Below are 12,360 nucleotides of genomic sequence, written 5' to 3'. Positions count from 1 at the left end.
ACATACTATAGATTAGTATATCACAAGAGGAGGGCAGCGTCGAGATATAGATTTGAACTCGCCTACAGCCTACGGCGTGTTTCCCATAGGGAGCTTTGGATAAATATGTAGGGTAAAGTCTCCTTCTGGAGTTCGATACATTGTGATTTTCTTCATGACAATTTTCCACAACCGATTTTTTTCTTCTACCGATAGGTGGGGATAACTGTCCAGGATTTGCTGTGTTGTAGGTATTACCTCTGCTTCAATGCTTTTCGTACTGCTCTTGGATTCCTTCTGCTTCAGCAGGTCATCCTCTGAGGCTTGCAGCTTTCGAAGCTCTTTCATCAATGTCTCATTGCGTTTTGTGAACATTTCAACGGTATAAACGCCTTTCTCTAAGTATTCGCAAATATTGTCCTGTTGTGTGCGAAGTTGAGCCAGTTGACCTTGAACAACAGATAAGGCTGTATCAATAGGATCTGTTTGAGGAAGATCATCTGATTTTACCCTGATCGTATATTCTGCCAACCAACTTCTCATTGCATCCAAAATCGCATCCTCTGCAAAATCACATTTGATTGCCCGACAGTTACACCCCCTAGTTGGGCAGCGATACCAAGGCAATGTACTCTGCTTTTTGCTAGGGACATTTCGCTTCATAAGCGCACCGCATTTTTCACAATATAAAATAGAAGCAAAAGGATTAGCCAACTTCCTGTTTGTATTAACCGAAACATGGCCTCTTTCTCTCTGCTTGGCCTTTACGGCGTCCCACTGTTCTTGAGTAACGATTGGATCATGCAAGCCTTCATATAACTCATAATCGTGAGACTTTACCCTCTTTTTTACAAGGCAGGCAGATCATCGCCAAACTCCTGCCGCAGCCAGGCGGCGGTGTCCTTTTCACGGGCGTGGTCCTTCATATAGCGCACGACTGCGTGCTTGCTCTCAATATTGCCGTTCCATTCCTGGATAGCCGCGTCAATCTCGGCTTGGGTCAGCGTCCGGCGCTGGGGCGCTGCCGGGCGCTCTGTCGTGGTATGGTGTTCCGGCATAGAAAAAGGACCGGGCGTTTGTACGCTCGATCCTTCGTCGATGGCTTTTATTTGTTCCGCTTCGGAGAGGAACAGGTTTAAGGTCAGCTGTTGATAAGTTCCGCTAGCAGGATTTCTTCCGCCTGAGCCTTGCAGGTGTTCATCAGGCCCACCCACTTCATCGGGTCGCGGGCTTTCAGCTGCTCCGTTGCGCCCGCTGCCTCGGCCAGCTTCGGCATCATCTGCTCCAGACGCCGGTTCGCCGTCTCGTCGATCTCCGCGAGGTGCGGGTACAGCTTCTCGGTCATCAACAGCTGGTTGTACAGGATGGGCCGGTGCTCCTTCAGATAGGTTTTCCGCATCCTGCCGTACTTGCCCAGGGGCCTCGGCGGCTGCTCGGTCAGCTTCAGTTCGGGAATCAGATAGTCCCCGTTCTGGATGTAGGTCAGGTTGTTCTCCATGTGTGACGCTCCTTTCCGCGATCTGTGCGCGTTCGTAGTTTTGGATGGTGACGCCGATCTGCCGCAGCACCTGCTGACTTGCCTGGCTGACGGCTGTTCCCAGCGCCCTGACAGTGGCCGGGGTGTTGAAGTCAAAGATCGGCATGAAATCTTCGTAATCAAAGTGCTGTTCCGGCTCCAGTCCGCAGCGGGACATCAGGGCATAGGCGATGCTGACAGTGGCGGCTGATTGGAACTGTACTCCGATGTCAATTTCATCATATTCCTCCAGGAATGAACCGTCAACGATGTGGCGAATGTCCTGTTGATACTCCGTCCAGTATTCCTCTGCCAGTTTTCCGGCCACACGGGTCAGCTGTTCGGCAAGATCGCTCCCGGTCATTTCATAACGGTTTTCCAGCATGGCTGCGACCGGAGCAGTATGGGATTCTTCCAGCGTCCACAGCCAGGGGGTGCGGGAATGTTCACGGGTGCCGGTGTCGGAAATATCGAACACATAGCGCAGACGGAGCCGGTCGCCGGAATCATCCACCAGGGCGATGCCCTTGGAACCGCGCCGGACGTAGCGGCCCATACGGTTGTTCCACAGGTCATACTCGGCGCAGGCGGTGGCATCCGGGCGCTGGGCGTAAATCATCATCTGCTCATGGAACGGGTACTTATAAAGGCGCGCGGCAGTGGTAAGAAAAGCCGTCCATTCCTTCCAGCTTCCCACAAGCTGGGTCGATACCTGTTCGGCCATCTGCCGGTAAAATTCAGCTTTGGATGGCATGGTTATTTATCCTCCTTTCAGTTTTGGGTAAAAGAAAAGCAGGAAACCTTGAAGATTTCCTGCTGCTTATACCATTATTACCTATTTTTTTGCCAGAATACAGATATGATGTTTTTTGTTTTTCTGATCGATAGTAATTTCTGAAAATCCTGCTTCAGTTAGAAAAAATTCTAACTGCTCTACAGTATAAATTTTCATGTTGTCAATGATTTTCAACCACTTATCATCCGCTTTATTTGTACCATCGGATTCATTCACAATTAAAAAACAGCCACCTTTTTTGAGGATTCGGTACACCTGTTTAAAACTCTCAAGAGGTCCCGGCCAGAAATATACAGTTTCAAATGCTGTAGCCAAATCAAAAGTGTCTGCGTTAAAAGGAAGCTGCAAAACATTTGCATGAGTAACCTGCAATCTTCCGTTTTTAATCGCTTGCTGATTGAACTGTTTTGTTTTTTGGACAGAAACCTCAGAGTAATCTAAAGCATGCACCGTTGCAGCCGGAAATCGCTTTAATAATTCTGCTGCATTTCGCCCACCTCCACACCCCAGATCTATGATTTTAGATGGGTGCAATTTTGTAATATGCTCCATCCCCCAATCCGAAACAGCAGCGTGGCCTTTATTCATACTTTTCACCATAAGTTCGCCCAGCAAGCCTTCTGGTTTTCTTGTGCTATTAAATAATTTTTTTACAATTCCCATTTCCCATTCCCAACCCCTTCTTGATATATTTATATCTTTTTCCTGTATTCAATTCCTAAAATAAACAACCCAGTGATAAATATGATTGAAAAACAACCGATGGGAACAGCAATACCATGTTCAAGCATGGTACAAATCAATCTGCCCGGTGGTGTTATCCAACTCGTTACGGGATTTAAGATACAAGCCGCCAGCAGAATCACAATGCCAATCGTTCCACTCAAAGTTAAAAAACCGCCAATTAGTGTTTTTTTCATAGCCTCTACCTCTTTGTACATCCGAAGATATTTCCAGTTAGCATCAACTAACTATAAATATACCACAACAGGCAGCAATTATCAAGTATTTGCTTATTCATCAAAATCCGGGTACAGTTCCAGCTGAGCAAACGCATCGTCGCTCATAGCCTGGAGCTTCATCAGGGCGCTGTCCGTCAGCTCCCGCAGTTCCGTTTCCTCCGGCGAAAGTTCGCCGCGCATCTCGGTCAGAGCCTCCATCAGCCCGGTGCGGCTGCCGGTGTTGTAGATACAAAGCAGGTTCATTTCTTCAAAAGTAAAGTTTCCCATTCGCTGCTGTGCCGGTGGTTTCGTGCCGCTGTTCTCCCACTGGACGGGGCGCTGTATGCCGAGATCATCCAGAGCCGGGACAGCGTGAAGCGGTGCGCCGTGTGCGGTGCTGCATTTACACCGAAATCCAACCGGGCGAAATACTGCCCCGATTGTGCGGTGCGGATGCGCCGAAAGCAAGAGGCCGAAAGGCAGCGGAAAAGATACCTGCAAACTACGCAGTTAAGCCGCTGAATAGGCCGCCACAGCGGGCTTCTGACAAGCGATTGACGGGGCGGCAATAGGATTTCTCCAATCCCCGCCGAAACAGGCTTTGAAATGCGTAGAATAAACCCATAGGAAAACGCCGGGCGCAGGGCCAGCAGGCCGCCGCGTCCGGCGCTTTCTTATTACTCAAATTCATTTTCAATCTGAATGTTTGCTTCACAATTAACCTTTTTTAACGCACTTTGACATTTGCTGATTGTTCTCTCGATATATTGCTGCCGCACTTTTTTCAACACTTGTTCATCCGACGTTACATAGACACCTTGCCGCGTTTTGAACAATACTTTTTGAACTGTAAGTTGCACAAGTGCTTTTCGCAAAGTGTCTTGACTTGTATTTGCTTCTTTGATAAGCACGGTACGGGATGGAAGTTTACTTCCCGGTGGAAACTCGCCATGTAAAACACGAAAGAATATTTCATCCGCAAGTTTCTGATACAACCGTTCTTTAGTGTCAATCGCCCAATTCATCATTTTTTCTTTGAATACCCCAAGAGGCTAACTACAATGGATATTATAAAAATAGCAATAGCTGCAACGCAAATCCAAAATAAATAGGTTGAAATTGAAGTCGGAAGCTCGGATAAGCCGGGGCCATCCTCGAAAAATTTAATCATATAAAAGATCGGAATTACAACAATTAAACCCATTGTTTGTGCAGAACGGAAACCAAACCAAAAGGTAAGAGGTAAACAAATTCCTGTCCAGATCAGAGGAACAACAATGGCGCTCAATACTGATAGCCCCAATAACATGATGTCAAACTTGCCATGAATCACGCAGGACACCAAAGAGAATACAACACTGCCAATAACGCTAACTATCAGGGTAATCAGGACAGAAAGATACTTGCTGACAATCACAGATGTATTGCTAATGGGAAGGGCTTTCTGATATTTTTTCCAATCAACCTTTTCATCTGTGGCGAACGTCATAATATTCTGCATACTTACTGTCATGGCCAGCATGATGCTCCCCATCAATCCGCCGTAAACACCAGCTTTTGTCAAAAGTAATGCAATCGCAACAACAGCAATCAGGATTAGCTTTTTATCAATGCTCCTAAAGAAAAGCTGAACGTCTTTATAAATCAATCCTCGCATGATGTTCCCCCCTTAATATAGAAAAGCATTATATCTTCCAGAGTTGCATTATCCACAATCATATTTTTATATTTTCTCTTTGCCAGTTCCTTGTCTTTTACCAAACATTCAATTCCGGTGGTTGTTTGGCGAGAAATAAGGTAGTCGTCCGGGGACAAAGAGGGAAAATCGCTACGGCGGCATTTCAATATACCGTAATGGTAGACCAAATCGTCCTTTTGTTCCTCAAAAATAATCTTTCCTTGATGAATTAGAATTACATAATCGGCAATTTTTTGAATGTCGGACGTAATATGCGAAGAAAAGAAAATCGCATGGGATTCGTCTTGAATGAAATCTAAAAACAGGTCTAATATCTCGTCACGAACAACTGGATCAAGCCCCGTAGTTGCTTCGTCCAGAATTAGTAACTTGGGTGAATGAGCCAATGCACAGATTATAGAGAGCTTCATTTTCATCCCTTTTGAAAAAGAACCGATGGGTTTCTTTTCAGGAATTTTGAACTTCTTTAGATAGCCGTAGTATAGCTCGTTATTCCATGCGGAAAAAACGCCAGATAAAATTTTCCCTATAATTCTCGCATTGAAAACATCATGGAAATTACATTCGTCAAAAACAACTCCTACATCATTTCTTGCAGAACAACGAGAATTATTTTTTCCGAGAACTTCGATCTTTCCGGCATCAGGGCTTAATTCATCAAGAATGAGGTTTATTGTTGTACTTTTGCCTGCTCCATTCTCACCAATAAACCCAACAATTCTTCCTTGGGGAACACGAAAAGATACATGATCCAACGTGAAATCCCCTAATGATTTACACAAATCTGTTACCAAAATACTGTCCATACAATACCTCGCTTCTATTCTTCGTAAAACAGTTTCAAAATGTTAGCCATTTGCTGATAATCAATCCCGTGTGACCGGCCAATTTCAGCCACCTTTTGTAACAATCCTTCGGCAATTCTTAGTTGTTCTTCTTGGATAAATTGCTTATTCTGGGCCGCAACAAAACTACCTTTGCCAGACACCGTTTCTATAAAACCATCTCTTGTCAAATCCTCATAGGCTCTTTGAACGGTAATGACACTAAGATGCAGGTCTTTTGCTAAAGCACGCATAGAGGGTAATGCTTCACCTGCCGAAAGCGTTCCGTCCATAATCATGCTTTTAATTTGAATACAAATTTGTTCATAAATCGGCTTATCACTACTATTGCTGATAAGTATTTCCATTTTATCACCGTACTTTCCGTACTTGGCGTACTTATTCGATAAGTACAGTATAGTCACACTTATGCAAGTTGTCAATAGAAAAGAACACAAATGCAAAACAGCTACACAAGTTAAATGCCAAAAGACAGCGGAAAAGATACCTGCAAGCTACGCAGTTAAGCCGCTGAATAGGCCGCCATAGCGGGCTTCTGACGGACGATTGACAGGGCGGCAATAGGATTGCTTCAATCCCCGCCGAAACGGGATTTGAAATGCGTAGAATATCCCCCATAGGAAAACGCCGGGCGCAGGGCCAACAGGCCGCCGCGCCCGGCGCTTTCTTATGGGCTGTTCAGAATGGCCCGGATCAGTCTGCTTTGTAATCGGCGCTTCATGTACTCGTCCACCCGCACACGAGGCGTACCGTCCAGATCGTAGAGCGTCCGGGTACAGAGCTTGTCCATGTAGCCCTCATAGTACCGCAAGACGCGCTCCACGGCCAGAGGATCACCGGCGCGGGCCGCCTCGATCACAGACAGGGGCAACAGCGCCCGCCCACAGAAAGTCGGTTGCTTCATTTCGGTTTCCTCCTTTCGTCCTCCAATCGTTTCCGCAATTCGTTCAGGGCCTTGGTGCGGTGCCGCTGGACGGCGCTGCGGGACATTCCAACAAGTTTGCTGATCTCGCCGTCTGTCAGCTCCAACACACAATGCAGGATCAAAATGCCCTGCTCCTGTTCCGGCAGACTGGCAAAGGCAGCGGCCACTAGCTCGTCACGGATATGCAGAGTGTAGCCATAGGCCGTGAATAGGAAGTTGTCGCTTGGGTATTCGTCCACTGTGCAGAGCTTGTCCATTTCATGCTGGGACAAGGCGCTGAACTCGGTTTCCCGGTTCCGCTGGCGGCCCAAATCCCGCAGGTGGGTTCTGGCCTCGTTGCGGAGAACGGTTTTGCAGAAAGCGTCAAACCGGCAGCGTTCTCCATAACCATCAGGGGTGTACTTCATCTTCTCACCCCCGATCTGCGGGAGAGTGAGAAGCCGGGGCCGGTTGCGCCGCCCCCTTTGTCTATGTTGCTGCGGCAGCTCCGGCCCGCACCGAAAAACCGCAGGAACCGACAAAATTCGCCCGGCAGGTCATAGACCCACCGGGCGGAAATGAAAGATATATGAAGTTGTCTTACATGGTATAGTTCATACTCGTGGCCGGAGCTGCCCCCTGTTGGGTACAGGCTTTTTTTAAGAAATTACGCTTTTGAAAAACAGAACATATCAGCATGGCGGCTCCCTCCGTGGGCCGCCGATCCTGCGCCGGGAAAAGAGAAACGGCGGCCTTGATTTCTCAAAACCGCCGCTGGAATATGTGGAATGAGCGCACGAAATCAACCTGCCCGGCAACGGTTTTTTTCTTTTCTGCCGCCGGGCAGAATGTTACATATAAAACGGAATTGTCAAAATTCCTTTTTTGCAATAACTATGTATGAGGAACTATTTGTGTGTTCATAACAAGTCACATCAAAATGAGCTGTTTCCAGAAACGCCATAATTTCTTTTTGAGAATATATTTTTACATCACCATCATTGCTGTATGGCAAAAACAAATTCATTATCTGGCGAATGGGAAATGGTTTCCAGTAGTCACTAATCAATAATCTTCCGTTGGGCTTTATAACCCTACAAAATTCTATAATTGCTTGCTGAGGATTGCAGGATACGGTACTTCCGAAGCTGAAACAGCAGCTTGCCGATACAAAAGGGATTTTCAAAGGTAAGGAGCGCAAGGCGCTCACAGAGCAGATACAGCGGACAGAAAAGGAAATCGCTGAAAATCTGGATAAACTGCCCGATGTTCTGAAAGAGGACGGTTATCCCGATGTGCAGGCGTTCATGGCAACCTACCGCAAGGCGGAGGCTGTTGTGGAGCAGTACAACCGTGACCTTGCCGCATGGGAGCGGCAGGTCAGGGAAAAACAGAAACCCGCCCAAAAAGAGCAGGCAAAGCCGCCCCGGCGGGAGAGCGTGCTGAAGCGCCTGCGCCAGCTTCAGGCGGAGGGCAGAAGGCAAAAGCCAAAGCCCAAAACCCACGACAGGGAACGATAGCTTTCACATCGAAAACAACACCGCAGGCTTCCTGCGGTGCATACATAAAGAATGCGCCCCGTGGCTTTCTTCCACAGAGCGCATGTTATATATGGATTTATTTGCTATATTTTCTCTTGCGGCTGTAAACGGCTGTGCCGGTCAGGGCAGTGCCCGCTGCAAGCAGTACCGCAATCCAAAGGGCGATATTGCTGTCATCGCCGGTCTGCGGCGATTGGGTATCGTCAGTAACAGCCGCTGCCTTGATGGTAAATTCCGTAGTAGCAGTACCGGTTTCAGAAACGATAGCCAGTGTGTGTTTGCCCACAGACAGAGTTTCCAGATAGGAAGTTTTCAAAGTGACAATGGTGCTGCCTTCCTTTACTGTGTAGTTGGAAGCATCCAGGTCTTTGCCGTCTACCTGTACCTTCTGGAAGTGTTTATAAGCTGCATTGGAAGTAAAGGTAAGACCGTCCTTTGTGCCTTTCTGCCAGCTACCGTTTGCCCCGGCTGTGATGATGACCTTGAAATCGGAAGCAATCGCACCGCAGACAGTACATTTGCCATTGTCATAGCTGTGGCCGGTGGCCGGGATGTCTGCCACATCCTTCGTATCCGTGTGGATCTGGCCGTTAAATTCAACGGTTGCCGTATAAGTGGTTACGCCTGTTTCCGTGCAGGTGGCTGGCGTCTTTACTGCTGATGTAACCGTTACCACCGGAGTTTCCTTATGGGTTTCATCCTTTTCACAGGTAAATGTCACGGTGCAGGTTTTTCCATCCTCCGACCAGCTCCATTCCGGTTCGCCATAGCTGTGGCCGGTGGCCGGGATGTCAACAATCACTTTTGTCTGTGTCACCGCCCAATCAGCCTCAAAGGTAGCCGTATAGGTGGTTTCGCCTTTCTCTGTGCAGGTCGGCGCTTTGGTCTGTGCATCTGTTACCGTTGCCTTGGATGTTTCCGTATGAGCGCTGTCATTTTTGCAGGTACGGGTAGCCGTACAGGTGCTTCCGTCATCGCCCCATGTGTAAACCGCATCGTTCCAATCATGATTAATTGCGCTAATAATCCAGGAATCCTTTGCAATTTCGGTATCACCGTTGGCGTCGCTGAAGTATTTATCGCAGGTGTCGCAAGTCCAGTATTCTTCGTTTCCATTCACTGTGCAGGTTGGTGCTTTATATTCGATCTTTACCAAATTATGTTTTACCTTGAGGAGAGCAACGTCACTTGTTACTTCATCTATACTGTTTTTCACAACACAACGGTATTGAGTGCCGCTCATGTCCATTGTGGTAGTCGCAATGGTATAGGTGGCGTTGGTTTCGCCTGTAATATCCGTCCAGCTTTGGCCGTTGTCGGTACTTTGCTGCCACTGATAGGACAACGGCTCAGTGCCGGTGACTTTCACGTTAAAGGTGGCAGTTTCATTTTCTTTTACTTCCACATCCTGTGGTTGGGTGGTAATAGTGGGGGCGATTTTGAGCGTGCCATTGCCGGTCGTTGTGCCTTCCAGCTTGCCACCGCTCTCTACATTGATGGTGCCGTTGTTGGTCAAAGTCTTTCCATCCGGGACGGTCAGGCTGGCGTCCTTTCCGATGGTCAGGGTTTCGTCATTACCGATCTCCAAGTCCTCCTGCAAGGTCACATCGCCGTAGACAGTGCCGCTCTTGCCGTTAAAGACGATACCTCCGTTGCCATCGCTGCCTGCACCAACCTGAACAACCGTTTCCTTATTCTGAGCCATTATTTGACTGTTTCTTGTATCCACCACTGCGTTGCCGCTGACGGTCAGGCTGGAAGTGCCAGCATTGCTCGTGCCAGACCAATAATAGTAAATTCCGACATTACCATTGCCACCGGTGGTCAGGATTCCATTATTTACCGTAATAGTAGAAGTGGATGTTGCGTCGGTACTAGAGATTAGATAAACTCCATACTGGGCAGGAGATGAAGCTGTAACATCCGCACCGTCGATATCCAGGTTCGTATTCTTTGAACTACAAAGCGTAATTCCTGAATTACTCCCTTTCGGTTCGACATCTAAGCTGCCAGAACCCTTAATAGACAAGGAGGCATTTTCAGTCGTGGACTCTACACGAATCCCGCCGGTTCCCGTTATGGTACTCGTTCCTTGGGATACTACTATTTTGAGAGAAACATCGGCAGTTTGACTAAAGGCAATCACGCTACCTTCGTAGGTGTAACCTTCTGCAACTTTCACAGTTTGATCGTGAGTAATCTCCGCCTGATTCAGCGTAAGGGTGAAGGTGGCGGCGTCATAGTAAAACTGACCGCTGGCAGGTTCTGTACCGTCAACCTTTGTCCAAGTTCCATTTTTGTTTTCATAGCAGCCGCTTTCTGTGATTTGCTGACCGCCTATAAACAGCTTAATTTCGCCGGTTCGCAAAGTTGGTGCTGTCAACAGCAGAGCTGCACCGACGCAAACCTTGTCCAGCTCGGCACCCTCCGCAGAGCAGACCGGACAATCCCCATTGATTTCTTCCTCGGTGCAGAGGGTTTCACAGGTACATTCTTCCGGTTGTGCGTCGGACGGAGCCTCTGGGTTCCCGCTGTCCTGTGCATTGCAAATCTCGCAAACATAGGTGCAAGGCGTTCCCTCTGTGGCGGGAACATAGCCGCAGGCTTCATCGTGGGTGTGATTGCAGGCTTCCGGGTCGGTCAGCCCGCCGCAACTCTCATCGTGTTCATGGGAACAGGGAATTTCCGCAGTCCCCTCGGTGTAGCTGCAGCTTTCATCATGCTGGGTGTGGTGTTCACACAGCCCGCTTGCGCTTGTGACAATACCGCTGTCCTGTACGCCTGCTTCGGCAAACGCCATTGTCGGCAGCATGGACACGATCATGCACAGGCTGACAATTGCTGCAAACAATCGTTTTTTCATAATGTTTCCTCCTTGTTTGCGCCTGTGTTCATTTGCTTTGCCGAAACACAGCGCATATTTTCATTGTGGCAGGCACCCAGAATGGATTCGGCTGGCTGCCGGAAGTAGACGCAGGAACCGCAGTCAATACTTGCGGGATCATCATCTACCATGACGGCGTGAGGGCAGGCGTCCTCAATAGTCAAAAGAATAGGACGTCCCTCCGGGGTGTAGATCGGGGATTGTTCTATAAACAAACTGTAATCCTCGATTTCTTTTTTAGAGTGTTCGTCCCATCGCAAAGGAATCTCTATCACCTTCCCCTCATATTCATAGCGATTGATTTTACTCATGGGCACCACCTGCTTTCCAATTTTCACTCCCTGTTTTCATGGCAATAAATGCCCGCAGGGAAGTACGAATTGCATTTAACTGTAACTGTAGATAGTCCTCGTCCTCAAACAGCGCATAATGAACACAGGCACGGACAAACAGATAGGTCATGCCCTGGATAAAATCTGTGGGCATCCCCAGTTTGCCGGAAAGCAGTTCGGCATAATTGTGATACCTGATATTAACACCTTTGAAAAATTCCTTGCCGTATTCCCGGTACTTTGGGCTTGCATACACCTGATACATAAAGCGGTATTTTGCTCCGTGGAGTTTTGCAGTGAGATAAGGCATTTCCCGCAAAAATCGTTCGATGTCAGCAAAACTGGTGGGGGCCTGTGCCATAAAGTCATTTTCCACCTTTGCCATACAGTGAGCGGTGGCTTCGATTACAAGATTATCCTTACTTTCAAAATAATAAAGTAAGCTCCCATTGGTAACCCCACAAGCATCTGCAAGCATTTTCAAACTCGTGTTTTCCAATCCGTTTTCACAAAAAGTATCAAAGCAGGTTTCCAGAAATGCTGTACGCCTTTCCGGGATCCCTTTTTCTTGCAATATAATTCACCTCCTGCTTTTTTTGATTGACTAAGCGGTAAATTCTATGAGAAAAAAATTGTACTGTTTATCAGGCAACACAAAAAGGCGTACCCCATCCGTATAAAAACGGGCGGAATACGCCTTTGAAAAATATGCGATTGTACTCTTGACAAGGAAAAAGGGCGCAGTTATGCTGTGTTTGCTTGCTTGCTTGCTTGCTTGCTTGCTTGCTACCAGTGTGCTTCCTGCCGCCATTTTTGTCAAGCCCCTTTCTGAACATAAATATACATATAAAATTTTATCACAAATCCCGCTGATTTTCAACCTCTATTCGAGAAAAAATGGGGTGCGCTATCAACAATTCAGG

The 12,360-nt window shown here is 47.6% G+C and carries 17 protein-coding genes and 1 pseudogene; 3 read left to right on the top strand and 15 right to left on the bottom strand.

Annotation, left to right across the window (positions count from 1 at the left end):
- Positions 1-69: 69 nt before the first annotated feature.
- From B5E77_RS11575 to B5E77_RS11565, 3 genes are all read right to left on the bottom strand, one after another.
- Positions 70-786, bottom strand: a complete 717-nt coding sequence (locus tag B5E77_RS11575; protein ID WP_087165521.1) for a zinc ribbon domain-containing protein — start codon at positions 784-786, stop codon at positions 70-72.
- Positions 787-827: 41 nt separating this feature from the next.
- Positions 828-1,037, bottom strand: coding sequence for a hypothetical protein (locus B5E77_RS11570; protein WP_087165520.1), 210 nt, complete (start codon positions 1,035-1,037; stop codon positions 828-830).
- Between the two features lie 83 nt (positions 1,038-1,120).
- Positions 1,121-1,477: a TnpV protein gene (locus B5E77_RS11565; protein WP_021659629.1), complete on the bottom strand. Its 357-nt coding sequence runs from the start codon at positions 1,475-1,477 to the stop codon at positions 1,121-1,123.
- Positions 1,478-1,766: 289 nt separating this feature from the next.
- Between B5E77_RS11565 and B5E77_RS17025 the strand changes: the two genes are divergently transcribed.
- A complete protein-coding gene (locus B5E77_RS17025) occupies positions 1,767-2,393 on the top strand; it encodes a hypothetical protein (RefSeq protein WP_162609690.1) in 627 nt (208 codons plus the stop codon).
- On the opposite strand, the gene B5E77_RS11555 is transcribed toward B5E77_RS17025, so the two are convergent.
- From B5E77_RS11555 to B5E77_RS11545, 3 genes are all read right to left on the bottom strand, one after another.
- Positions 2,331-2,954 carry a class I SAM-dependent methyltransferase gene (locus B5E77_RS11555; protein WP_073261358.1) on the bottom strand — a complete coding sequence of 208 codons (624 nt, stop codon included), beginning with the start codon at positions 2,952-2,954 and terminating at the stop codon, positions 2,331-2,333. The genes B5E77_RS17025 and B5E77_RS11555 overlap by 63 nt on opposite strands.
- Positions 2,955-2,983: 29 nt before the next feature.
- On the bottom strand, positions 2,984-3,211 hold the full coding sequence (locus B5E77_RS11550; protein WP_021659625.1) for a hypothetical protein: 228 nt from the start codon (positions 3,209-3,211) through the stop codon (positions 2,984-2,986).
- Between the two features lie 93 nt (positions 3,212-3,304).
- A complete protein-coding gene (locus tag B5E77_RS11545; protein WP_021659624.1) occupies positions 3,305-3,520 on the bottom strand; it encodes a transposon-transfer assisting family protein in 216 nt (71 codons plus the stop codon).
- On the opposite strand from B5E77_RS11545, the pseudogene B5E77_RS17305 reads away from it, so the two are divergent.
- A pseudogene (locus B5E77_RS17305) lies at positions 3,512-3,754 on the top strand (hypothetical protein); the annotation flags it as partial. The gene B5E77_RS11545 and the pseudogene B5E77_RS17305 sit on opposite strands and share 9 nt — an antisense overlap.
- Positions 3,755-3,909: 155 nt before the next feature.
- On the opposite strand, the gene B5E77_RS11535 reads toward B5E77_RS17305, so the two are convergent.
- The 6 genes from B5E77_RS11535 to B5E77_RS11510 form a co-directional block, all read right to left on the bottom strand.
- Positions 3,910-4,260, bottom strand: coding sequence for a GntR family transcriptional regulator (locus B5E77_RS11535; RefSeq protein WP_087165518.1), 351 nt, complete (start codon positions 4,258-4,260; stop codon positions 3,910-3,912).
- Positions 4,257-4,889 (bottom strand): ABC-2 transporter permease, encoded by a 633-nt coding sequence (locus tag B5E77_RS11530; RefSeq protein ID WP_087165517.1) that lies wholly within the window; start codon positions 4,887-4,889, stop codon positions 4,257-4,259. The genes B5E77_RS11535 and B5E77_RS11530 overlap by 4 nt, the downstream gene beginning before the upstream one ends.
- The gene (locus tag B5E77_RS11525) at positions 4,877-5,737 is read right to left on the bottom strand and encodes an ABC transporter ATP-binding protein (RefSeq protein ID WP_087165516.1); all 861 of its coding nucleotides are present in this window, start codon (positions 5,735-5,737) and stop codon (positions 4,877-4,879) included. The genes B5E77_RS11530 and B5E77_RS11525 overlap by 13 nt, the downstream gene beginning before the upstream one ends.
- Before the next feature lie 14 nt (positions 5,738-5,751).
- The gene (locus B5E77_RS11520) at positions 5,752-6,123 is read right to left on the bottom strand and encodes a GntR family transcriptional regulator (RefSeq protein ID WP_087165515.1); all 372 of its coding nucleotides are present in this window, start codon (positions 6,121-6,123) and stop codon (positions 5,752-5,754) included.
- A 320-nt stretch (positions 6,124-6,443) separates the two neighbouring features.
- Positions 6,444-6,680 (bottom strand): helix-turn-helix domain-containing protein, encoded by a 237-nt coding sequence (locus tag B5E77_RS11515; protein WP_087165514.1) that lies wholly within the window; start codon positions 6,678-6,680, stop codon positions 6,444-6,446.
- A complete protein-coding gene (locus B5E77_RS11510) occupies positions 6,677-7,108 on the bottom strand; it encodes an RNA polymerase sigma factor (RefSeq protein WP_087165513.1) in 432 nt (143 codons plus the stop codon). The genes B5E77_RS11515 and B5E77_RS11510 overlap by 4 nt, the downstream gene beginning before the upstream one ends.
- Positions 7,109-7,804: 696 nt before the next feature.
- Between B5E77_RS11510 and B5E77_RS11505 the strand changes: the two genes are divergently transcribed.
- Positions 7,805-8,200: a hypothetical protein gene (locus B5E77_RS11505; protein ID WP_087165512.1), complete on the top strand. Its 396-nt coding sequence runs from the start codon at positions 7,805-7,807 to the stop codon at positions 8,198-8,200.
- 97 nt (positions 8,201-8,297) lie between these two features.
- Here the strand turns inward: B5E77_RS11505 and B5E77_RS11500 are convergent, their stop codons facing one another.
- From B5E77_RS11500 to B5E77_RS11490, 3 genes are read right to left on the bottom strand one after another with little or no spacing between them, the layout of a single operon-like run.
- On the bottom strand, positions 8,298-11,084 hold the full coding sequence (locus tag B5E77_RS11500; protein WP_087165511.1) for an immunoglobulin domain-containing protein: 2,787 nt from the start codon (positions 11,082-11,084) through the stop codon (positions 8,298-8,300).
- Positions 11,081-11,416, bottom strand: coding sequence for a hypothetical protein (locus tag B5E77_RS11495; protein WP_087165510.1), 336 nt, complete (start codon positions 11,414-11,416; stop codon positions 11,081-11,083). Before B5E77_RS11495 ends, B5E77_RS11500 begins: the two co-directional genes overlap by 4 nt.
- Positions 11,409-12,011, bottom strand: a complete 603-nt coding sequence (locus tag B5E77_RS11490) for a TetR/AcrR family transcriptional regulator (protein ID WP_242963712.1) — start codon at positions 12,009-12,011, stop codon at positions 11,409-11,411. Before B5E77_RS11490 ends, B5E77_RS11495 begins: the two co-directional genes overlap by 8 nt.
- Positions 12,012-12,360 lie beyond the last annotated feature (349 nt).

The organism is Lachnoclostridium sp. An131 (genome assembly GCF_002160825.1).
In the GTDB taxonomy this organism is placed as follows: Bacteria; Bacillota; Clostridia; order Lachnospirales; family Lachnospiraceae; genus Laedolimicola.
Note: the sequence above shows the minus strand (reverse complement) of the source record. Positions and strands in the feature narration are given on the sequence as shown.